The following is a 24,130-nucleotide window of genomic DNA, read 5'->3' as shown; positions in this document are numbered from 1 at the left end:
TTTTAGAATTTCTTTACTTTTTCGACCCATTGAATCATCGCATCAAACCAATCGCGAGCGTCGGTCTTATTGACTAAGCCAAAACCATGTCCACCTTCTTCATAGGTAAAGATCATGTTTTCGACTTTATTCTTCTTTAAAGCTTCCTGATAGCGGTAGCTATTCTCGATTGGCACTCCTTTATCATCCTTTGCACTCATCAAGAAGGTCGGTTGCGAGTTCTCGTCGACTTGCTTCTCTAAAGAAAACAGCTCGACATCCTCCGCCTTGAAATCAGGACCAATGAGGTTATTTTTTGAACCCTTATGTGTGATAGCGTCATCCATACTGATTACGGGATAACATAACACCGAGAAGTCAGGGCGTAAGTTGGTATCTTTCAGTTCTTCGGTTTGCGGTCTATTGTATAAGGTGCTTAGTGACCCTGCCAGATGTCCTCCAGCCGAGAAACCCAATACGACCACACGCTTGCCCGGGTTTTCTTTCCTTACTGTTCTTAACGCATACTGAGCATCCTGCAAGGGTCCGAAACGCTTATCTTTCATCGTTTCGACCTTAGGCAAACGATATTCCAACACATAAGCATTGTAGCCTAAATCATTTAAACGATTGGCCACATCATGTCCTTCATGGTTCATCGCTACTCCCGCATAGCCACCCCCGGGGATGACCAAGAATGCCAAATCCTTACTGTTTTGCGCAGCGGGATGGACATAAAGCTTCGGAATTTCCTTATCCGCCAATTCAGCGGTCGGCTTTGTGGCTCCCGGAATCTGGTTTCCGGAATACAAAGGTCTCATTTCGCCTTTATCCTGAGCGAACGCAGCACTAGATAGCATAATGGATAATACAAAAAACAAATTTTTCATGGTTTATAGGTTGGCCATAACGATCAGATCAAGATCTTTGCATGGCAGGTTGAATTTCTCGCTCATATCCTTGTTACACAGGTTCCCGTGATATAGATAGATTGCACTGCGAATCCCTTGATTCGCCCATATCATGGCGTTCATACCTCCGGATTCACCAATCTCCAGTAGAATCGGGGTAAAGATATTGGTTAAGGCATAGGTCGCGGTGCGAGCTACTCTGGACGCGATATTGGGCACACAATAGTGAATGACATCGTACTTTTTGAATACCGGTTTATCGTGGTTGGTAACTTCCGAGGTTTCAAAACAACCGCCTTGATCGATGCTCACGTCGATAAGCACGGAATTAGGCTTCATCTTCGATACGGTATCTTCTGAAATCAGACAAGGAGTTCTTCCGTTCTTAGCGCGAACCGCGCCAATAACAACATCTGAGGTAAGAACGGCTTTATTAAGGATGATAGGCTGAATAACAGAAGTGAATACACGGCTGCCGACGTTACTCTGCAAACGCCTAAGTCGATAGATAGAACTATCGAATACTTTGACTTGAGCACCTAAGGCAATAGCAGTTCGTGCTGCGAATTCACCTACTGTGCCTGCGCCGATGATCACCATCTCGGTAGGTGGAACACCTGTTACACCGCCTAGCATGAGGCCTTTCCCGTCAAAAACATTACTTAAGTATTCTGCGGCAATCAATACCGAAGTAGCACCTACAATTTCACTCATGGCACGTACGACAGAAAGATGTCCGCCCTCGTCCTGCAAGTATTCGTAGGAAAGTGCCGTTATCTGTTTTTTCATTAAGGCTTTGAGAATATCAATCCCCATGAGCGAAGGCTGCTGTGAGCTAAAGAGAACCTGCCGGTTTCTCATCAGTTCGACTTCCTTCAATGTAGGGCTTGATATTTTGATGATAATATCCGCTTTGAAGACTTCCTTAGCGTCGTAGACAATCTGTGCGCCTTGCTCACTATAATGATGGTCGAGGAAGTTAGATTTGTTACCTGCACCGCTTTCCAAAATGATTTCATGTCCGTTCTCGACCAATAAGCCGACGGATAGTGGAGTTAGCGCGATTCTATTTTCTTGAAAAGATGTTTCTTTGGGTATTCCTATGGTCAATCGTCCCTTTTTCTTTCCCGTTTTCAGCATGGCTTCTTGAGGTTGTAACACACCCTGCTGAGCAATCTTCGACACGTTTATCATTTAAAACTTAATATGTTACCCTAAAAATACGTAATATTCTTTCAATTAAACACGCTTTTAAGATTATATTTACTAAAAAATAGGAAGTTCAGAAGTTAAAATAATCGTAAGTTTGCATTCTAACCTATCACAATGAAGCTCTTTAGACCATTGAATCATATCAGGATTGTTCCAAGATGGATTATTTTCATGTTTGATATCGCAGTTTCGGCGATTGCTTTTCTCTTTGCATTCACTTTGTACCATAATTTTAAGCTCGAAGCCTTTTCAAGAGTAGATTTTGCGACATCTTTTCTGTTCTGCATTAGCTTAACTGCCGTTTCATTTTTTGTTTTCAGACTATACAGCGGTATCGTTCGTTACACTTCAGCGGTAGATTCGATTCGAATTTTATCGACCATCGTGTTTACTTCGATTATTATGTTCTTGGTGAAGTTGGTCTTCATTGCATTTGATATTCATCTTTCGGTACCGACCAACTTAATCATTATCTATTCTTTGTTTGCATTTACAGGGCTGACAACATACAGAACCTGTATCAAGATATTTTTTCAATATACCAAGTCGGCTCGCAATGGTCGCAAAAGTGCTGCAGTATATGGAGCTGGTGATTTGGGCATCGCCGTAAAACGTACGTTCGAGCATGATTTCCGTTCCGACAAGACCATTGTCGCCTATATTGATGACAATGAAGAAAAAATCGGTAAATCCATCGATGGTCTTAAGATTTTTGCTTCTAAAGACTTCCAACGCATTATCGACAAATATGGTATCGACGAATTGATTATTGCCTCATCGCGAATTGATATCGACACCAAGAATGCGATTATCGATCAGGCTCTCGAGCATAACGTCAATGTATTGACATTGCCACCGGTCAATAAGATTATGAATGGTGATCTCTCACCAAGTCAAATCAAAAAGATTAAGATTGAAGACTTGTTAGAACGTGCTCCTATTCAGATTTCTAATGAAAAATTGTTAGATCAACTACGTGGCAAGCGTGTATTAGTGACAGGTGCTGCGGGTTCCATTGGTAGCGAAATATCAAAGCAACTAGGCCGTTACGAACCACAAATGATTATCCTCTGTGATCAAGCTGAGTCTCCGCTACACAACCTTCAACTCGACCTTCAGGATCAGTTTAAAAATCAAATATATCATACCTATATTGCTGACATCCGCAATGAGGAAAGAATGCGCGAGCTGTTCCAAACGTTCAAACCGCATTTTGTGTACCACGCTGCGGCTTATAAGCATGTTCCGATGATGGAGAACCACCCTAGCGAGGGTGTTAAAACCAACGTATTCGGCACATATCTATTAGCAAATCTTGCTGTTGAATTCGAGGTTGGCAAGTTTGTTTTCGTATCTACGGATAAAGCTGTGAATCCGACGAATGTGATGGGTGCAACCAAAAGAATTGCTGAAAAGTATGTGCAAACCCTGAACAATTACCTATTTAACTTAAATGACGGTAAGGGGACCAAGTTTATTACCACTCGATTCGGGAATGTATTAGGTTCAAACGGTTCAGTAATCCCTCGTTTTAAAGACCAAATCGAAAAGGGGGGCCCCGTGACGGTAACCCATCCTGATATCACACGTTATTTCATGACCATTCCAGAAGCCTGTCAACTCGTGCTAGAAGCTGGCAACATGGGTAATGGTGGCGAGATCTTCGTATTTGATATGGGTAAATCGGTAAAAATCGTCGACTTGGCGAAGAAGATGATAAAATTATCAGGACATACGCCATTTAAGGATATTGAAATCAAATTTACAGGCCTTCGTCCTGGCGAGAAACTTTATGAGGAGTTGCTCAACGACTTAGAAAACACAGTTTCAACGCACCATGAAAAAATCATGATTGCTAAAGTAAGGGAGAATGATTTCGAATTGGTAAAAACCGAGATAGCCAACCTTTCCAAAGCACTTAACATGCATAACAACATGAACATTGTAAGGCAGATGAAGGTTATTGTACCGGAGTTCAAGAGTCAAAACTCTATTTATGAGCAATTGGACAAAGAAACTGTCGAAGCTGCTAACTCGCAAACCACTTAATTATTTTCGGGAAATTATTGCAAGTATTCTATAAAAGTGTATTTTTGCGTTCCGTAATCTATTCAAACTAAGAATGTCACAAAATAAACAAAACGTTTCTTCAACGACTACTGGCGGTTCGAAGAAATCTTTTTTTCAAGAAAACGAAAAGAGCATCATCTTTATTGTTGCTGGTATTATCGTATTGATTTTATTATACATCGGCTATCAAAAACTATATCTAGCACCTAGAGCAGAGAAGGCAGCAGCTGAAATGTACCAAGCGGAGCAGTACGCTACCATTGATTCATTGCAGAAGAAAGCTATCGAAGGCGACGGTTCTTTCGCAGGTTTCAAAGAGATTGCGGACGAATACAGCAATACAAAATCCGCAAACATCGCTAATGCATACTTAGGTGGTCTATACCTTCGCCAAAAGAACTTCAAAGAAGCAATCAAATATCTAGAGCAATACTCCGAGACTGGAAGCGCAATCCTTGACCCTTTAGTAATCGGTCTATTAGGCGATGCGTATTCTGAAGAGAAGATTTATGATAAAGCTGCAAACTTCTATAAGAAAGCTGCGGAGAAATCATCTAATACATTTACTACTCCGGTATTCTTGAAGAAATTAGGATTAGTATACGAAGAGCTTCAAGACTACAAAAATGCTGAAGCTACTTATGAGAAGATTCGCAATGATTTCCCTGAGAGCGCAGAAGCGACAACGATCGACAGCTTTATCGCTAGAGTACAAGCGAAACAGTAATTATAAAATTTTAGTAACTTTGAGGGCCCCCAACAGGTGGCCCTTTTTTATAGGATAACATTTTTTATTATGTCAAGCAGTTTAAAAAACCTTTCAGATTTTTCCCATATCGAAGTTGGCAGTGCCGAGAATTTAAAGTTCGCAATTGTGGTATCCCAGTGGAATGCACAGATTACTGGCGCATTGTTGAACGGAGCATACAAAGGTTTATTGGATCACGGCGCAAAGGAAGAAAATATCGAGCTGATTGAGGTTCCGGGTAGTTATGAACTTATTGCAGGAAGTGATATTGCTCTTCGAAATAAAGATCTAGACGCAGTTATTGCATTAGGCTGTGTAATTCAGGGCGAGACAAGACATTTTGATTTTATCTGCCAAGCTGTCGGTACTGAGCTTGCACAAGTAGGTTTAAAACACAGTAAACCTGTTATTTTCGGCGTTTTAACGACCGACAACCTACAACAAGCGATCGACCGCGCAGGAGGAAAACATGGCAATAAGGGAGAAGAAGCCGCTATCACAGCCATTCAAATGGGCTTAATCCATCAGAGCCATTAGTGGTATTGTTTTTGATTAACTAGTGTTATGAAGCGTTATCTATTTATAGTTCTGGGTGTTGTGTTCTTAGGAACAAGCATCCTATCTTCATGTGCATCCCAAACGTGCGCTGCCTATGGTTCATATCCCAAAAAGAAATATAGAAGCAGGTAATCACAAAAATAGGGTGTACCCTAGTTCACATAAAATTTCAGTATTATGAAAAATAAGAAGAATATAGTTTACTATATGTACATGTTTCTTATTATAGTAACAATTCCATTGCAACCCATCTTCGCTCAGAGCAGTTCCATCAGTGATAAGATATGGACGGGTATCGGCGGGAAAAGCAAATGGGATAACACAAACTATATGATGTTTACCGTATCAGGTAACAGCAAATTTAGCTCGATTAGTTCGGAGCGTAAGTTCCTCTTGGATAAGAAAACCGGTGATGTCCGCTTTGAAGGTGGAATCAACAACGAGAGTGTTGTGTTATTATTCAACGTACGCACGCAGAAACTAACAGGAGTATTCAATGAGAACGGAGCAGCACTTCCAGTTCAAGATTATAGGGACGATCTTTCAAATATAATCGAACAGTATAATCTGGACTTAAAGGTATTGTCGCTACCCGTTACGTTATTATCCAATTCTTCGCTGAGCGATCAGACCGAAAGTAAGATCATCAATGCGGAGCGTTTGAAGAAGATAACTTTCAACAACTTCCTTGGTAAATCAGGAAGCATCTATGTTAATGAAGAAACCGGCTTAATTAAGCGTATAGACGTCGATAGCAAGAGTTATATCGTTAATGGCTATAAAGACATCGGTAGTGGTTTAGTGCTTCCTACGAGCTTTAAAGGTAGCTCAGATAGCATCTCCTATCAAAAGGTTGCATCCTTTACAGATATGGAAAAGCAAAAGTTCAAAACATTCTAATGGAAAAGCCCGCAAATCGCGGGCTTTTCTATTCCTTAGCTATTCATTAATATACTCACTCACCCTTCCTACTCTGCGATCAGTAGAAACAGTAGCAAGTTTAACTTTATTTCCTTTTCTTAACTTAATTCCTTCTTTTGGGAACACCAGGCTATTTGAATTAGGTTCCGACCCATCGGTCGTATAATGTATCACGAATCCTGGGTATTCGACATTAGCAAGTAGCTTATCACCTTGTTGCTTCACCCCCACCGATGGCAAACGGTATTGGAATCCTCCTGCAAGCTGCTGCAATTTCGGAAGCTCTTGCTTGCCTACCTTATTGATAAAGGCAGTATAGGTTTTATTAAACGCTTTCTTGTCAAACTTAAAGTCATTTTCCCAAGCGTGTGCAGGTCTCCACGCACGTTCCGCTAATGCATATAAGCGCGGTAGGAGCATATAATCCATTCGATCGGCGGTTAATACAGTTTCCTGCCATAACGCGGCCTTTAAGCCCACTAGATTCGATTTCCCTTTCTCCGTTAATCTTACCTTTCCAGCGATATAGCTATCTTCCAATTTAGAGCCCGCTTCTGTATACTTCATATTGGAGAAGAATGATTCTGGAAGCAAGGCGAAAGACTGATATAGATCAGTGATGGATGCCCATTTAAGACCTGGTTCACGGAAATCCTTATCCCACACCATATCAAGATAATAGTTCGCGCAGCTTGCAAACACAGTCTTGTATCCCGCATTTGCTAGTTTATATGCCAAATCCTCTTGTCCTCCTCCAATTACGTTATTCCAAACATCCAGCAACATATTCTTATGTGACAGTTCTTCATTAACGACCATTCCATTACCCTTGTTAACCATTCCTATCTCTTCCCAACCCGCCATCTGCAGGCCTTTAGCAGCACAGATTTCCTGGATACGAGCGATATAATAGGGCCAGACCTCATAAACTGACGTGAAACCTTCCTTGACCATCAGTTCTTTGATCTTTGGCGAATTTTCCCATGAGCCCGATGGAACTTCATCACCTCCTAAAGAAATCGTCTCCAACTTCAAGCCCGCTTCTGTGTACATTTGTTGGATCTCGGTGATAACCACATCCAAGAAGCGATAAACAGAAGGAAGAGCCGGATTCATCACATTATCGTTCCAATACTGCGCAGAGCTATAAACCGACTTATCCTCGGCTTCATATAACAAAAACTCTTCGGCCTCTTTTTGCTTACCTTGCGCCATGAGACGATTATAGCGAGCTTCCATAGCCTTGATTGCGGCGCGTGCATGTCCAGGTGTTTCAATCTCAGGAATAACTGTGATATAGCGCGCTGCGGCATACTTTAAAATTTCTTGGAAGTCTGCTTTAGAAAGATAATGCCCATTGGTTACTGCAGTTCCCGAGCCATAAGCCGGCTGCAAACTTTGTCCATCCTGAAAATAAGGCGAGCGAACAGATCCGATGTCCGTTAATTCCGGTAATGTCGGGATTTCCAGACGCCATCCCTCATCATCAATAAAATGAAGATGCAGCTTATTGATTTTGTACATCGCCATCAAATCAAGGTATTTTAGAATAACTTTCTTATCCTTGAAATTTCTAGCAATATCAATCATCAGCCCTCTATACTCATAGCGAGGTTTATCGTGCACCTCTAAGTATGGTAGATTGACATTTCCAATGCTATTTAATTGATCCGCCGTCATTAAAGATTTCACCGATTGAATTGCATAGAATGCCCCTGAAGGCTTCCCAGCTTTTATCTCTACACCGGTCGAACTGATCGAAAGCTTATATTCTTCTTCTCCTAAAGTCTTATCGAATAATACCCTAACCTTGGCAGCGTTCTGCTGGGCTTCTGTAAAACTCAGTTGTCCAAGCTGAGTCGCGAATTCCTGAAACATATTCATTTCGAAATTAAATGCAACATCGATGTAATATCCCACTGAGCCAGAAAGTGTCAACGTGCCTCTACCCTCTTTGATAGACATCGGTGTTGGTAGTATCAACTGGTCCGCATCGCCACTTCTCGCAGCATTCTTCTCATACAGTGCAGAGAGAAACTGCTGCTGTTCAGCCTTCGATAATTTCAATGGTGTAATTGTTGGATCGCCGATCTCGATAACATCTTTATGATCTTTATGGTGCTGCAAGTAAAAACCGTTTGGAATCAGTGAAGTATGCGCAATCGGATAAGGCGATTGGTAGCTGATCAATAAAGAGTCCTGCGGAGCGACTGACTGATTATGAAAATCTATACTGTATAAATTCCCATTTCGATTATGAATGGTATAAGCACCAAAATTACCTTCGTTGATGGGATACATCGAACTGAACCATAAGGCGTAATCGTTAAGTTTTAATGTATTGTCGGATTTATTGAGTAGTGTTAGTTGAAGCCCCAGATCGTCTTTACCATCGTACGTCTTTCCATAATCCCATTTTAGATTAAGGTCTTGACCTTGTACAAATAGGCTAGACATGCTTGATAGGAGAATAACCAGTCCCATTTTCGTTAATAGTTGCATAATTTAATGAATGTTAATGCTTAAAATTAGGCAAAAAACGTAGTTATTCAATTTTTATCAAAAATATTTTGCGAATAAAAAACTAAATTCTATATTTGCACACCGAAACACAATAAGGCCCGTTCGTCTAGGGGTTAGGACGCAAGATTTTCATTCTTGAAACAGGGGTTCGATTCCCCTACGGGCTACTAAACAGGACAAATGAAATATATTTTCGTTTGTCCTGTTTCTTTTTAAGGCTAATCCGTTGTTTAGCTGAAAGATATGATTTGCGATTACGTTCATTCGGGCGGTTCGATACGTTTTTCCATCAAACTCCAATTTTTCGGGGAATATCGAACCAATTATGGCTCTCTTTGTTTGGATTTCGCCTTCTCTGTACAGTTTCGGGATGTTTTGAATATGTTGTAATGCTTTATCCAAAGTCTTGTCGACGTTGAAATTTTTAGTATCTGAACCATCTTTACTTAGCTGTTCTTCCAACTTCTCAATTTGTCCTTTGCACTCTTTCTTAATGTCAAGATATTCTTCATCGTCTATCGTTTCAGAAAGCAATTTGTTGCGTGCAACCGAAAGTCTAGCATTGAGCCTGTCTATTTCCTGTACTATCCGTTTCTTTTCGTTCATTGGATCTTGCACAAACTTCTTGTAGTTGTCCAATAGCAATTTTTTCAGAACATTCTTTATACCACCGTCCAATTCGAACTGATGCATACCCGTTTCAAAAATATCGTTGGCAAATTCAGCTTTCTGACGAAATCCGCAAGCCGAAAAACAGTGATAATAGTAATAACGGCTCGTTCTTCCTTTAGAAGCACTTCCTGTAAGATTGCGACCACAATCAGGACATACCAAGAAACCTCTTAATGGAAGATTGACATTTGAAAGTATTTTGGTATTGGGACGTTCCACTCTTTTGTTCCCGTCCAATACATGTTGTACTTTATTAAATAGTTCTTCGGATATCAGCGGTTCGTGCTGCCCCTGTACTAAATGCGCTTCTTCGTCCTGAAACTTGGCAATGAATATTTTTCCACAATATAAAGGATTACGAATGGCTACATGAAATGCACTTCGACTCAATTTTACAGGACTTTGCGTGTTCATTTTTTGTCGTACTTGGTCAGCAGCAAGTATTCCTTTTGCTATTTCGTTGAAAGCCCAACGCATTGCAGATGCTTCGGGGTCTTTAAATGCAACGTACTTTCTGCCATCCTCTTTACTTCTGTTGATATATCCGAATGGAGCTTTCCCCATCAAGCGCCCTTCTTTCCTTGCCCTGCGCATTCCGTAGAATGTGTTCAAAGCTCTTCGGTCGTTTTCTACTTCCGGGGCTGCCAGATAAATGGCAAGCATCATCTTATTTTCGGGAATAGATAGATCTAAAGGTTGTTCGACTGCTTGTGGTTCTATGCCTAATTTGTTAAGTGTATTGATCATCTGATAGGCATCGCCTGCATTACGGCTGAACCTATCCCATTTGGTAAACAGGACAAGGTCAGTCTTTGAACTTTTCTTTTTAAGGTTGCTCAACAGTTTCATCCATTGGGGACGGTTAAAAGTTTTAGCAGAATGATCTTCGTAAATAACCTGACCAACGGTAATCTTATTGGTAACACAGAATCTTTTCAAACGCTCCTCTTGGTCACGTTGAGAATATCCTTTGTCTGCCTGTTCATCGGTGGATACACGTATGTATAAATCTGCTCTCTTCATCGCTAATCTCTTTAAATGGATAATGTGTCTTGGGATTAGCTAATTTACGAAATAAATCATTCAACATCAAAGCATTCCCGAATTACGATCATCGTAAGGTTATACAGGAATTCCATGATCAGTTCGGCTTCTTCCTGCCCCACATCAATACCATTTTCTCGAAGAAGCTCCATTGCTTCTTCGATAGGTATTTTCTCTATTTCTTTTCTCTCCTGCATCGCCTAACTTTTTGTTCTGACTAAAGTTAGACTGACAAGCAGGTTGAGCTTAGTTTGTTGCCATCAAAGGTTGCATTTGGCTTTCGGTTGCCAAATACTATCAAAGAAATGATTAAGATATGTTCCCAGAAAAGAATAAAAAGGTCGCAAAAATAAAGCGGACAGCCACCGCACCCCCCAACCAAAAGCTTACGGCATAATGGCAGGGCAAAAAGGTGGCTTCTCCGAGTTGTTTGATTGCCCTGCCACCCTTCGGGATTTATTCCGTTTCCTTTTGGTTTTTTCGCCTGTCCGCCCTGTTAAAATGGCTTTCTTTTTTTTCTGTTTTGAAAACAATTTTAAGAGAGAAAATTGAACCATAACTAATTCCACAGCTATCACAAACACTCAGAAGTGAAAGTTGTCCTGCCATCAGGCTTTCAAGGAAGCAAGTCTGATAGCAGGCAGGCAGGCAAGAATTCCAGAACTTCTACATTTCGGATAGCTAACAACCATTCTGGACAGATAGACTTCTTTCCGAGAATCTGATGCGATAGAATTTAATAGCACTAAGAACATAAAAGAAATACACTAATGTTTTGAAAGAGGCAAGCGGGAGTTGCAGAGGATATTGGTATACCGATGGTATACTTATAGCGATTAAGTCGACTGATAGCAAGGAAAACAGTATACTATACGGTATACCTTTTCTGTATTTTGATTGAGCATTTTTGCTTTCAAGTTTTTTAAACTTCATTTTGTCCTCCATAAAATTTACTTCTGTAAAACGATTTTTTGATGTTCGCTGTAACATGGCAAGTTGTGTTTTGGGGCACTCTAAATAGAATTTAGTGCCTCAAAACTACTTGCCCTTGCGCAGTGAGCTAAACCATTTATCCGAAGTCGAATGGTTGAAAAAAAAAATGGATTTTCACCTTTAAGTTTTAGGATTAAGCTTGCTGGTTTTCAGATTGAGAATTATTTACTTTAGTACTTTGGCATCATATCAGGTTAATATCTCAAACTTTACTTGCGTAAAATGTTTAGATTGGATATTTTTACTCTTTTAATCAATTAAGAGCAATTTTTTACTGCACTGCAGATTTTAATATAACAAGATAAACAGCGAGTGGCTTTAATTATAAATCAAAATCCCGAGCAGATAGCACGTGACCGAATTGACGAAATGCTTCGTCAGGCAGGTTGGGCTGTGCAGTCAAAGAAGGATATTGATTTTAGTGCATCGAGAGGAGTCGCTATCCGGGAATATCAGACTTCTGTGGGACCAGCCGACTACGTGTTGTTTGTCGAACAAGTTCCAGTGGGTATTATCGAAGCTAAAAAAGAAGACGAAGGACATCGGCTGACCGTCGTAGAGGAGCAATCGAAGACTTATGCAGCAGCACAGCTCAAATTTTTCAATAGCAGTGAGGCAATTTCGTTTGTATATGAAAGTACAGGCGTTGTAACTCGGTTCACAGACTATCGTGATCCCAATGCCCGCAGCCGTAATTTATTTCACTTTCATCGACCAGAGACACTTTGGGAATGGTATAAATCACAACAATCATTACGAGGACGGTTACAAGATTTAGGCAATTTAGCCACAGAAGGTCTACGACCAGCCCAGGTTACAGCAATACAAAACCTTGAAAAATCATTTAAGGCAAATCGACCAAAGGCACTGATACAAATGGCGACCGGAGCAGGAAAAACCTTTACTGCAGCTACATTTGTTTATCGACTATTGAAATTTGCTAAGGCAAAACGAATTCTTTTTCTGGTCGACACCAAAAACCTGGGAGAACAGGCTGAACAGGAGTTTATGGCTTATCAGCCTCAGGATGACAATCGCAAGTTTACGGAATTATACAATGTACAACGCCTTTCATCAAGCCATATAGCAGCAGATAGTCATGTCTGTATCTCGACAATCCAGCGACTGTATTCGATACTCAAAGGTGAAGAACTGGACGAAAATGAAGAGAAAGAAAATCCTAATGAGCAATCTTCCTGGTTGGAAAAGCAGCTGGCAAAAAAAGAAGCTATTCCTGTTGCATATAATGAACGAGTACCCATAGAACAGTTTGATTTTATTATTATAGACGAATGCCACCGTTCCATTTACAATCTGTGGAAACAGGTGTTAGACTATTTTGATGCTTTTCTGATAGGTCTTACAGCTACACCGGATAAACGGACTTTCGGGTTTTTTAATGAAAATGTAGTGAGTCAATATACCTATGAAGAATCAGTAATTGATGGTGTGAATGTGCCATACGAAGTTTATACGATAGAAACCGAAATATCGAAGAACGGAGGTGTTATCCAATCCGGATGGTATGTAGACAGACGAGATAAATTATCCCGTGCTAAACGATGGCAACAGGAGGACGAGGATACCGAATACCGTAGAAATGATTTGGACAAAGCAGTAGTTAATGTTTCCCAAATAAGAAATATTGTCAGGGAATTCAAAAATGCTTTAGAAACCAAAATTTATCCTGATCGTTGGGATAGAGAAGGGAATTATGAAGTCCCCAAAACATTGGTCTTTGCCAAAACAGACAGCCATGCCGATGATATTATACAAATGATACGGGAGGAATTTGGGGAAGGCAATGATTTTTGCAAGAAAGTAACCTATAAAATAGATGAAGACCCCAAGTCTGTATTGAACCGGTTCCGAAATGACTACTATCCACGTATTGCGGTTACGGTAGATATGATTGCTACAGGCACTGATGTAAAGCCATTAGAAGTTTTACTGTTTATGCGGGATGTAAAGAGTATCAATTATTTTGAACAAATGAAAGGTCGTGGTACACGTACCATTGCCGATGATAAATTGCAACTCGTCAGTAAGACAGCCTATAACAAAACCCATTTCATCATTGTTGATGCCGTAGGAGCGACCAAGTCTAAGAAAACAGACAGTCGTCCTTTGGAGCGAAAGCCGACCGTTTCCCTTAAAGATTTGCTGGGAGCGGTGACGATGGGTGTGAAAGATGAAGATGTGTTTTTATCCCTGGCAAACCGACTGATAAGGCTTGACAAACAGTTATCTGAAAAAGAACAGGAAAAGTTATTGGAATTTTCCGGTGGCAAAAATCTAAAACAGATCACAAGAGAACTGATCGAGGCTTTTGATGCGGATCGTGTAGAAGATCTGGTACAATTGCAGTTACAAAAGATACCTGTTGCGGATCGTACGCCTGCACAAGAAGATCAGCTACGACAAGAGGTACAAAACAAGCTGATCAAAGCAGCTTCATTGACGTTCAACGGAAAATTAAATGAGTACTTGGATAATGTGCGTAAGCAGCACGATCAGATTATAGACCATATCAACCTGGATACCGTAACCCGATCAGAATGGGATACCACTTCTATGGATAATGCCCGGTCGCTTATACAAGATTTTGAAGCCTATCTGGAAGCGAATAAGGATGAGATCAAAGCATTGAGCATTTATTACAACCAACCCTATAACCGACGTATGGTGACATTTAACATGATTAAAGAAATCATGGAAAAAATACGTCTGGAAAAACCGACCTTCGCCCCTGTTCATATATGGTCGGCCTATAAAACCATCGGTGCAACCCAGAGTGAAGCTCCAAAAGATGAATTAACAGCTTTGGTTTCGTTGATTCGCAAGGTGTGTGGCATTGATACCGAGCTGCGGCCTTATGATAAAACCATTGACGAAAATTTTAAGCAGTGGATCTTTACCCAAAATGCGGGCCAGCACAACCGTTTTACAACAGAGCAAATGGATTGGCTGCGTATGATCAAGGATCATATCATCAGCTCCTACCACATTGAACTGGAAGATCTGGATTATACACCTTTTGATGCCCGGGGTGGCCGTGGCAAAATGTACCAGCTCTTTGGGAATAAGATGGAACAAATTATTAATGAATTAAATGAAGCATTAGCTGCATAATGAGAGAAGACTGGATAGAATGTACTTTTGAGGATTTGTTGGATTATGAACAACCAACGAAGTATATCGTTAAAGAAGAAGATTATAATGACAAATATCCCACACCTGTATTAACGGCAGGAAAAGGATTTATTAAAGGATATACAAAGGAGAATTTTGGCATTTTTGACAATTTGCCCACAATTATATTTGATGATTTTACGACTGCAAGTCAATTTGTAAATTTTAGGTTTAAGGTAAAATCATCTGCAATGAAAATATTGTTACCAAAGTCAAACTTAGTAAATCTAAAGTTTGTATTTGGTGCTATGCAAGTGAATAAAGTCAGGTCAGAAACACATAAAAGATATTGGATTTCTGAATTCTCTAAAATATATTTTGGTTTACCCCCACTCTCCGAGCAACGTGCCATTGTCAAAAAGATGGAACAGCTATTTTCTGCTTTAGATGCCAGTATTGCAGATCTGAAAAAAGCACAGGGACAATTAAAAATCTATCGGCAGGCTGTTTTAAAAAAGGCATTTGAAGGAGAGTTTACAAAGGAGTGGAGAAATGCACAAACGGATCTAACTTCTGCTGAGAAATTATTGCAGCAAATAGATTATGATAGAGAGAATTATTCTGAAATTCAACTAAAGAAATGGAGCACAGAAAAGGATAAATGGCTAAAAAATCAAAGCGAAAAATCGAAACCCGACAAACCTAAATTTTTAAAAGCGCTAGAAAATTTAACTACAGATGAATTAGCTAAAATTCCAACGTTAAATAGTTTATGGAAATGGGTAAAAATTGATAAAGTAGTTCATTTTTCAGCTGTTTCACTAAAAGCAGGACCATTTGGATCTTCTCTAAAAAAGGAATTTTATGTGGATAATGGTTACAAAGTCTACGGACAAGAACAGGTTATAGCGGGCAACATAGAAATTGGCAATTACTATATTGACCTGAACAAATATAAAGAATTATATAGTTGTTCGGTTCAACCTTATGACATCTTGATTTCTTTAGTCGGTACGGTTGGTAAAGTTTTAATACTACCAGAAAATGCTCCCCAAGGAATCATTAATCCACGCTTGATTAAGATAACCTTAAATAAGTATTATAGTCCTAAATTTTTTAAATATTATTTTGAAAGTTCTTTTCTAAAGAGCCTTTATAAATTAGAAAACCATGGCACAACTATGGATGTACTTAATCTTGAAATAGTTAAGAACTTGCCATTCCCTTTATGTACTATCAAAGAGCAACACCAAATCGTTAAAGAGATAGAGTCCCGCTTATCCGTCTGTGATGCAGTAGAACATCAGATCAAAACCAGCTTGGATAAAGCTGAGGCTTTACGGCAAAGTATCTTGAAAAAAGCCTTTGCCGGAGCATTATTGACACAGGCTGAACTGGAAGTTTGCCGAAAAGAACCGGATTATGAGCCGGCTTCGGTGCTGTTAGAAAAGATAAAAGCAGAAAAACAAACCGGCAAGAAAAAGGCAGAGAAAGAAAAAGCTATTACTCCGGCCAAACCCACAGCTGCAGCAACAGGAAAAATATCTGCTGATATTCAGGCAGGTTTGATCGCTAAAGTAATCCGGCTCCATGAAGACAATCCAAAACATCATACATTATTGACGCACATCAAATGTGAAAAGCTTTCTCATTTGGTCGAATACCACCTGCAAATCCCTTTGGGTAGACAGCCCGTGAAGGATGCTGCGGGTCCGGATGATTATAAGCGTTTGAAAGCAGTGGAACACCGGGCAAAGATGGCGGGTTATTTTTCCGTACAGAAAAATAAAATCGGATATACGTATGTTTCGGGCAAAGGAGTCGGAAAAGCAATTACACAATTCGAAAAGAATCTGTCAGAAGAGCAGAAACAACGAGTTGATCAATTACTTCATTTATTCCTCACATTCGATCTGGAACAAGCTGAAATTGTTGCCACGGTATATGCAGCCTGGAATAATTTGCTAATTTTAGGAAAGAACAACCCTACAGATCAGGAAATTGTTCAGGAAGCCCGCTACAATTGGTCAGACCGGAAACTGGGGTTGGAAGAACATCGTTTTTACAAAGCCATTGAGTGGATGCAAAAAGACACCGTCAATCTTGTACCAACCGGTTATGGAACACTTGTAGATTTTCCCAAAAAGAAAAAGTAAGCCTATGCCAGCAGAAAGACCTATAAAAATTATGTTGTCATCGACTGTTTATCACTTTAAAAACGAGATAGAACAGATATATGCAACCTTAACTGGAATGGGGTATGAAGTTTTGTGTTCTCATATGGGAACAATATATAATATTCCTGGACAACCACCTTTGGTCTCTTGTTTAAAAGCAGTTGAAGACTGTGATTTCTTTTTTGGAATTGTCTTGCCTTTTTATGGCTCAGGAATAACTTTTCAAGAGTTTGAAAAGGCGATAGAGTTAGATAAACCTAGGGGGTTTTTAGCACATTCACATGTTGTATTTGCAAAACAGCTTCTGAAACAAAAAATGTTTTATAGAGACGGTAAACGTAAAAACTTCAGATTGAGAAAGACTAATGTATTGGACGATCTACGAGTTATTGATATGTACAATATGGCAATAGGTGAAGGATTACCATTAGGTAATAGAAGATGGACACAGGAATTTTATAAGTATCCTTTAGATGGAGCTCCTTTTGTGGTAAGCCAATTTGGGGATGAGAGATTTATAAGAGATTTAAAAAATTTAAGAGATGGAGAATAACAGTTCAAAATTCAAAAACCTGATTGCGAAGGGCGAGAACGAAGAATTAGCTTTTCTTCCGTCCTTTGATTTGGAAAAAATTGCACAAACAATCTGCGGTCTTTTGAATGCAAAAGGCGGGCGATTAGTCATAGGAATTGATCAAAACAAAAACTTGGTTGGTATTCCAAATGATATTTCGGTAGAAGAAGCAGAGCAGTATCTGGTACAACATATTGTCCCGGAAACACCTTTCGATGCAAATATAGAAACCTATAATGGGCAACGTTTTATGATTGTCCGTGTATGGGAAGGATCTAAACAACCCTATATTTTTGAAGGAACCATTTATTTCCGAAGAGGTATTCATAACCAAAAAGCAACCTCTGAAGAAATTGCATCCTTAATCCATACCCGACAACAAAATGAATTGCATTGGGAACGTCAGGTATCCTTTGGCGTAGAATGGGAAGATCTTGATCAAAAGCTGATCCGTAAAATTATGCAGACATCACAAAAGAATCGTCGCAGCAATTATGAAGGAGAGGATTTACTAGAATTTTTGAATCATTACGGATTATTTAATAACGGCTCTTTTACTAATGCCTGCGTGATATTGTTTGCCAAAAATCCTATTCGTTTTCTACCACAGGCCCGAGTACGACTTACGGAATATGCCGAAGGTAAGACTGATAAATCACTGATTCGTGATGAAGTATTGGAAGGAAACCTGTTCTCTATACGGGAACGCTTAGAACAATATGTTCAGAATCTAGGCACAAAAAGCATTTTCGATGAAAAGCATTGGCAACGGGTGGACTTTGCGTATCCTGAAAAAGCATTGCAGGAAGGAATTATCAATGCTTTAATACATCGGGACTATAGCCGTTTTAAGAGTCAAATGACACTTTCGGTTTATCCAGATAAATTGACCATTGCCAATAGCGGAAATCTACCGGATGACATTAACATTAAAGATCTTAAGACCAATCACCGTTCTTTTCCGGTCAATCCGGATATTGCCCATATGGTATTTCTGATCGGGTATATTGATAAGCTGGGACGTGGGACATTAAAGATTTTAGAAGAATGTAAAGAAGCTGGTCTTCCGACACCAGTTTGGAAACAAAGTAAAGGAGAGGTAATACTTACATTTCGTGGTCCTAAAACAGATACTCATAAAGCAGGAGCTCTTCTTGATAATGATGCAATAAAAAGACTTAATGATGCAGTAAGTGATGCAGTAAGTGATGCAGTAAGTGATGCAGTAAGTGATGCAGTAAGTGATGCAGTAAAAAATAGACTTATATTGGTAATAAAACTACTATATATAGAAGGAGCTCTACCACTTAAAGCTCTGATGAACAACCTTAATGTATCAAGAGCCACCATGCAAAGAGATCTGTTGCTATTAAACTCGCATCATTTATTACAACGAATAGGCTCTGATAAATATAGAGAATACGAACTAAATGATGCACTAAAACAAAAATTTGACGCACTAAAGAATTAACACATCAGTGTTGTGATGCGCTAAAGAAATGGAATGATGCAGTAAAAGCATTGGCTAATAATATAAAAAGAGAATGACAGAAGCGACAATAATATCAAAAATATGGAACCTTGCCAATGTGATGCGTGATGACGGAGTAGGTTATGGTGATTATCTGGAACAAATAACCTATCTCTTATTCTTGAAAATGGTGGAAGAATTAAATAAGCCACCCTATGATAAGAAGATTCAATTGCCATTTATCAAAGATGTAGATGGAAATGAATTAAAAGACGGAGAACGCTGTACCTGGGAAAATCTTCGCTCAAAGAATGGCGCGGCATTAGAAAACTTCTACACCCAATTGTTACGAACACTGTCTACAGAAAAGGGTATGTTGGGACAGATCTTTACCAAAAGTCAGAACAAAGTCCAGGACCCGGCAAAATTATTAAAAATTATTGCACTCATAGATAAAGAAAACTGGGCATTAATGGGTGCTGACATCAAAGGTAAGATATATGAAGGTTTATTAGAAAAGAATGCAGAAGATACCAAGTCTGGTGCAGGGCAATATTTCACACCTCGTGCCTTAATACGTACTATGGTAAAATGTGTACAACCTCAACCGATGAAAACCATCGTAGATCCTGCCTGCGGATCTGGCGGCTTCTTTCTGGCCGCCTATGATTATATTACAGAGCATAATAAGCTGGATAAAGAAGAGAAGAAGTTTTTAAAAGACAAAACCTTTCATGGCAACGAAATTGTAGCCAATACCCGCCGGATGTGTCTGATGAACCTGTACCTGCATGGCATAGGTGAAATAGATGGAGAACCATTGATCAAGTCAAGTGATGCGCTTATCGCACCAGATCATAACACACACGATTATGTCCTGGCAAATCCGCCATTTGGCAAAAAAAGCTCCTACATAGTTACTAATGATGAAGGAGAAGCCGAAAAAGATGATCTGAGCTACAATCGCCAGGATTTTTGGGAAACGACATCTAACAAACAGTTGAATTTCCTTCAACACATCAAAACATTATTGAAAATAGACGGCGAAGCAGCAGTAGTATTACCAGATAATGTCTTATTTGAAGGAGGTGCAGGTGAAGAGGTTCGAAAGCAACTGCTGAAAACAACAGAATTACATACCATACTACGCCTGCCAACCGGTATATTCTATGCTAATGGAGTAAAGGCCAACGTATTGTTCTTTACCAATAAAAAAGGAGGAAAAGAAGCTTCAACAAAAGAGGTATGGATATATGACTACCGTACCAACGTGCATCATACGCTGAAAAAGAAACCGATGACCGAGGCGGATCTGGAAGATTTTGTGCATTGTTATAATGCTAACAATATTTATAAACGTAAAGCAACGTGGAGCGAAGAAAATCCGGATGGAAGATGGCGTAAATTTACGTATGAAGAGATCATCGCAAGAGACAAAACTTCTCTGGATATCTTCTGGATCAAAGATGAAAGCCTTACTGATCTGGAAAATCTGCCCGATCCCGATATCCTGGCTTCAGAAATCATCGATAATATAGAATCGGCTCTGGCCAGTTTGAAAGAATTGTCTAATGAACTGGAAAAGTAGACGGCTCAACTTTCGTTATTCATAAAAAATAAACAACCATGAAGCTATTTTTCGGAAAAATAAAACCAACACCAGATAACAAACAAATCAAGGAAGCCTATTATGAGACACTGAGTCCGATGAAACTTGGAGAAGTGGAAGTAGGTGACTATGCATTTATTATATCCGGAAAAGATATACATCTATGGAAAGCAAAAGAGAGGCTTGATATTGATGGACATCCAAAAATGACTTTTGAGGTAATACATAATAACCTTCCTTTGGATTCCCGGAAATTTGTGGCGTTTAAATATTTTAGATTAGACAGCAGCCTGATTGTTTTAACGATTCGACAATCTCCCAAAGCATTTTATCCTATACATTTGGCTGACTCTTCGTTTACCGAATCTATGCTATTAGACCGTAATACCTACGAACAAAAAAATAATTTCCGGAAAATAAACATACTACATTCTGAAAAAGACATTGAAACAAACAGTATTGATATCCAGCTTTATTTCGATGACAACAAACAGTTACAAATCGTAAAGGCTCCTTTCTTTGATCAAAGCCTGTTTCCTAATTTTAAGGATAATCTTTCCAAAGAAGGCAATGGCCGAAAAATGAAAGATAGTGCGCTGAAAAAAATTCAGAAAGGAGTAAAGGAAGGCATTTCATATTCTTATCAGCAGTTACCGATACTCCGGATGTATGATGCCTTATTTAATGAATACGGAAGTCCGGACGATCCGGAAACGGTAGAAACCGAAGACGAACCTGTACAGGAAGAAAGATTATTTCAATCTTCTTTCGAATTAAAGTCTTTCAATCAAGTCTATTATGGTCCTCCTGGAACGGGGAAAACGTATCTGGTACGCAAGAATTTCTGTTTAGATGAAGAAGTTACTGAAAAAGCTCAGGATCGGATTATGTTGGACACATCCCGCAATTTCTGGCATTTGGCTCCCGGGCGAAATGGCTATTTATGGGATGAACTCAAAAGAGATAAGGTACTTGGTTACGAATGGGTGGACAAATCATGGGGTGATTTAGAGCAATTAACACCTAAACACATAGAGGATGAGGGATGGGGAAATTATCAGTTGATATCCTACTTACGTTACGTAAAAAAAGGAGACTATATATGTGTGATTTCAGGGCGAAGGCTATTTGGCATAGCAGAAGTTACACAAGATTATAATTACCAGGAAGCTATAAAAAATAGTTTCTCTTTTCAGACTGTGCCGGTAAAATGGCTGAAGCAGTTTGAACACCCCATTTATCTCAATAGTTCTCAAACAAAAACATTTGTACGACTCAACGGAGGAACAAGGTGGAGTACCTTACTGACATTACTTAGAGAAAACGGGTTTTATTTCGGAGAAGAAGAACTGGTAAATAATAAGATCATCAAACCCAAGAATTTCTCATTTATAACTTTTCATCAATCATTTTCCTATGAAGATTTTATAGAAGGTATCAAGCCGGTTTTAGCGGATTCAGAAGACGAAGGTTCCGAAAAGTTACAGTATGAAATAGTACCCGGAATATTTTATCAGGCGTGTGAAAAAGCCGTGCAATTGGCTGGATATGAAACGCTCCAGGATTGCCTGTCAGATTCCAGAATAAACAGACAAAAAAGATTTAAAGATACACAGGAGTATTATCTGATTATTGATGAACTGAACCGAGGAAATGTTGCTTCTATCTTCGGGGAACTGATCACACTAATAGAAGATGATAAACGTCTGGGTACAAGTTCTGAAATAATCACTTCGCTACCTTATTCGAAAAGTTTGTTTGGCGTTCCGCTAAATTTAAGAATTGTGGCAACAATGAATACGGCCGACAGAAGTATTGAAGCATTGGATACAGCTTTGAGAAGACGGTTTTCATTTGAAGAAGTATTACCAGATCCTAAATTACTGAAAACTGAAATGAAAGATCTTGATATCAACCTTCAGCAGCTATTGGAAATCATTAACAATAGGCTTGAGAAATTATTAAACCGGGATCATACGATAGGACATGCCTTTCTTATAAAGATAGTTGATATAAAAGAGCTAAGGCAAGTATTTAGCAATAAAATTATACCCCTGCTACAAGAATATTTTTATAATGATTATGCTAAAATCGGACTGGTCATAGGAGCTGATTTTCTGGAAATCAAAAAAAACAAGGCTGTATTTATGAAAATAGGAACTTACGACAGCTCTGATATCGAAGATAAAACAGTGTATACTCTTAAAAACCTGGATACGATTGACGATTTGGAGTTCCAAAATATGGTAAGACGTATATATGAGTAAGAGCAATACTATTACTATTTTTGAATATGAAAGATTGAACGTTGGTGAGAAAGGCTTTAACCAATACCACTTTAATGCGTTGGTAAAATTTAATGATCTGCATGGCGGTAAGTACTTTACAATAGGTTTTAATAAAATAACATTCAAGTCATATGTAGGTGTTTTACAGGTGGGCAGTAAAGTCATCGAAATTCTTCCCAAGGCAGACAATAAATCTTACGGGGAGCAATCCAGATCAAAGTGGCAACCTGCTTTGCTAAGAATGCTTCAAATGGCCGGATATATTAAGTTGAATGAAACTGAATCTGCTTCCCAAAGCATAACAAGGCGGAATTTGCTGGATATTTATCTGTATACTTTTATAAAAGAGGTAGAACGTTTAACTCATCTAGGATTAGTCAAAAAATACCATCACCATGTAGGAAATGAAAAAGTATTGAAAGGACGTTTGCTGCTATCTAAGCATATCCAACATAACTTAGTTCATAAAGAGCGGTTTTATACAGAACACACAATTTACGATCATAATAATAAGTACAACAGCATTTTAAAAACAGCATTGAATATTGTTGAAAATTGTTATTCTGATATATCAATAAAGCAAACTGTTTCCCAACAACTTCTTTATTTCACTGATATTGACAGTTGGCGAGGCTCCGTTTCTGAACTGGACAAGTTGAACTTTGATCGCAAAACAGAACAGTATCAAGATGCAATATCTTTGGCTAAATTAATTATAGCTAACTATTGTCCTAATTTTTCTGCTGGAAATCAGCATATATTGGCTCTTTTATTTGACATGAATAAATTGTTTGAAAATTATATATTCAAATGTCTTAAAAAATATGAAAGTTCTTTACCTGACCAAAATTTTTCCGTTAGAAGACAAAGCAAACAAAAATTCTGGGGAGACAAAACAATCAGACCAGACATTATAATAAGTTATCAAACTAAAGAGAAAGCTTTAAACAATTTTGTTGTCGATACAAAATGGAAAGTGATAGACGAAGATACTCCATCAGACACTGATTTGAAGCAGATGTTTGTATATAATTTCCAGTTTAATGCTCATAAATCCTTCCTTTTCTATCCTAAAACCGATCAATCGAATAAAGGAATAAAACATTACGAAAGATCAGAATTTGCGAAAGATATAAATCATGGCTGCGAATTGTATTTTGCTGAACTGTTTGATGAAGAAGAGAATTTGAGCGATAAATTTATCCCTGAATTTGTGCTAAAAAACATATTATCATTATGTTAAAATAA

The 24,130-nt window shown here is 38.9% G+C and carries 17 protein-coding genes, 1 tRNA gene and 1 pseudogene; 13 read left to right on the top strand and 6 right to left on the bottom strand.

Annotation, left to right across the window (positions count from 1 at the left end):
• Nucleotides 1-2: 2 nt before the first annotated feature.
• Together B2400_RS08790 and B2400_RS08785 are read right to left on the bottom strand one after the other, a co-directional pair.
• Complete coding sequence (locus tag B2400_RS08790) at nucleotides 3-869, bottom strand: alpha/beta hydrolase (protein ID WP_286650309.1); 867 nt, start codon at nucleotides 867-869, stop codon at nucleotides 3-5.
• A gap of 3 nt (nucleotides 870-872) precedes the next feature.
• On the bottom strand, nucleotides 873-2,084 hold the full coding sequence (locus B2400_RS08785; protein WP_286650308.1) for an alanine dehydrogenase: 1,212 nt from the start codon (nucleotides 2,082-2,084) through the stop codon (nucleotides 873-875).
• Nucleotides 2,085-2,216: 132 nt separating this feature from the next.
• On the opposite strand from B2400_RS08785, the gene B2400_RS08780 reads away from it, so the two are divergent.
• The 4 genes from B2400_RS08780 (at nucleotide 2,217) to B2400_RS08765 (ending at nucleotide 6,378) form a co-directional block, all read left to right on the top strand.
• Nucleotides 2,217-4,151, top strand: a complete 1,935-nt coding sequence (locus B2400_RS08780; protein WP_293932695.1) for a polysaccharide biosynthesis protein — start codon at nucleotides 2,217-2,219, stop codon at nucleotides 4,149-4,151.
• A gap of 73 nt (nucleotides 4,152-4,224) precedes the next feature.
• Nucleotides 4,225-4,899, top strand: coding sequence for a tetratricopeptide repeat protein (locus tag B2400_RS08775; protein ID WP_286650306.1), 675 nt, complete (start codon nucleotides 4,225-4,227; stop codon nucleotides 4,897-4,899).
• Between the two features lie 69 nt (nucleotides 4,900-4,968).
• Complete coding sequence (gene ribH, locus B2400_RS08770) at nucleotides 4,969-5,457, top strand: 6,7-dimethyl-8-ribityllumazine synthase (protein WP_293932692.1); 489 nt, start codon at nucleotides 4,969-4,971, stop codon at nucleotides 5,455-5,457.
• 198 nt (nucleotides 5,458-5,655) lie between these two features.
• Complete coding sequence (locus B2400_RS08765; protein ID WP_293932691.1) at nucleotides 5,656-6,378, top strand: hypothetical protein; 723 nt, start codon at nucleotides 5,656-5,658, stop codon at nucleotides 6,376-6,378.
• Nucleotides 6,379-6,417: 39 nt separating this feature from the next.
• Here the strand turns inward: B2400_RS08765 and B2400_RS08760 are convergent, their stop codons facing one another.
• Entirely contained in the window at nucleotides 6,418-8,901 is a 2,484-nt protein-coding gene (locus B2400_RS08760) for a family 20 glycosylhydrolase (RefSeq protein ID WP_293932689.1), read from the bottom strand.
• A 116-nt stretch (nucleotides 8,902-9,017) separates the two neighbouring features.
• Between B2400_RS08760 and B2400_RS08755 the strand changes: the two genes are divergently transcribed.
• Nucleotides 9,018-9,089: transfer RNA gene (locus tag B2400_RS08755), tRNA-Glu, on the top strand.
• Here B2400_RS08755 and B2400_RS08750 read toward each other — a convergent pair.
• Entirely contained in the window at nucleotides 9,052-10,071 is a 1,020-nt protein-coding gene (locus B2400_RS08750) for a recombinase family protein (protein ID WP_293932763.1), read from the bottom strand. The genes B2400_RS08755 and B2400_RS08750 overlap by 38 nt on opposite strands.
• Here B2400_RS08750 and B2400_RS08745 point away from each other — a divergent pair.
• On the top strand, nucleotides 10,001-10,195 hold the full coding sequence (locus tag B2400_RS08745) for a hypothetical protein (RefSeq protein WP_293932687.1): 195 nt from the start codon (nucleotides 10,001-10,003) through the stop codon (nucleotides 10,193-10,195). The two genes, B2400_RS08750 and B2400_RS08745, sit on opposite strands and share 71 nt — an antisense overlap.
• A gap of 26 nt (nucleotides 10,196-10,221) precedes the next feature.
• Here the strand turns inward: B2400_RS08745 and B2400_RS08740 are convergent.
• Nucleotides 10,222-10,617 (bottom strand): annotated as a pseudogene (locus tag B2400_RS08740) (recombinase family protein); the annotation flags it as partial.
• Between the two features lie 56 nt (nucleotides 10,618-10,673).
• Nucleotides 10,674-10,835 carry a hypothetical protein gene (locus tag B2400_RS08735; RefSeq protein WP_293932685.1) on the bottom strand — a complete coding sequence of 54 codons (162 nt, stop codon included), beginning with the start codon at nucleotides 10,833-10,835 and terminating at the stop codon, nucleotides 10,674-10,676.
• Nucleotides 10,836-11,943: 1,108 nt separating this feature from the next.
• Here B2400_RS08735 and B2400_RS08730 point away from each other — a divergent pair.
• The 7 genes from B2400_RS08730 to B2400_RS08700 all read left to right on the top strand — a co-directional run bounded on the left by B2400_RS08730 (nucleotide 11,944) and on the right by B2400_RS08700 (nucleotide 24,125).
• On the top strand, nucleotides 11,944-14,763 hold the full coding sequence (locus tag B2400_RS08730) for a DEAD/DEAH box helicase family protein (RefSeq protein ID WP_293932683.1): 2,820 nt from the start codon (nucleotides 11,944-11,946) through the stop codon (nucleotides 14,761-14,763).
• Complete coding sequence (locus B2400_RS08725; RefSeq protein ID WP_293932681.1) at nucleotides 14,763-16,919, top strand: restriction endonuclease subunit S; 2,157 nt, start codon at nucleotides 14,763-14,765, stop codon at nucleotides 16,917-16,919. Before B2400_RS08730 ends, B2400_RS08725 begins: the two co-directional genes overlap by 1 nt.
• 4 nt (nucleotides 16,920-16,923) lie before the next feature.
• Complete coding sequence (locus B2400_RS08720) at nucleotides 16,924-17,493, top strand: DUF4062 domain-containing protein (protein WP_293932679.1); 570 nt, start codon at nucleotides 16,924-16,926, stop codon at nucleotides 17,491-17,493.
• Nucleotides 17,483-18,985, top strand: a complete 1,503-nt coding sequence (locus B2400_RS08715) for an RNA-binding domain-containing protein (protein WP_293932677.1) — start codon at nucleotides 17,483-17,485, stop codon at nucleotides 18,983-18,985. The genes B2400_RS08720 and B2400_RS08715 overlap by 11 nt, the downstream gene beginning before the upstream one ends.
• Nucleotides 18,986-19,058: 73 nt before the next feature.
• Nucleotides 19,059-20,573 carry an HsdM family class I SAM-dependent methyltransferase gene (locus tag B2400_RS08710; RefSeq protein WP_293932675.1) on the top strand — a complete coding sequence of 505 codons (1,515 nt, stop codon included), beginning with the start codon at nucleotides 19,059-19,061 and terminating at the stop codon, nucleotides 20,571-20,573.
• Nucleotides 20,574-20,611: 38 nt separating this feature from the next.
• Entirely contained in the window at nucleotides 20,612-22,861 is a 2,250-nt protein-coding gene (locus B2400_RS08705) for an McrB family protein (RefSeq protein WP_293932673.1), read from the top strand.
• Nucleotides 22,854-24,125 (top strand): McrC family protein, encoded by a 1,272-nt coding sequence (locus B2400_RS08700; protein ID WP_293932671.1) that lies wholly within the window; start codon nucleotides 22,854-22,856, stop codon nucleotides 24,123-24,125. The genes B2400_RS08705 and B2400_RS08700 overlap by 8 nt, the downstream gene beginning before the upstream one ends.
• Nucleotides 24,126-24,130 lie beyond the last annotated feature (5 nt).

This window comes from Sphingobacterium sp. UBA6645 (assembly GCF_002455685.1).
GTDB classification, from domain to species: Bacteria; Bacteroidota; Bacteroidia; order Sphingobacteriales; family Sphingobacteriaceae; genus Sphingobacterium; species Sphingobacterium hotanense.
Note: the sequence above shows the minus strand (reverse complement) of the source record. Positions and strands in the feature narration are given on the sequence as shown.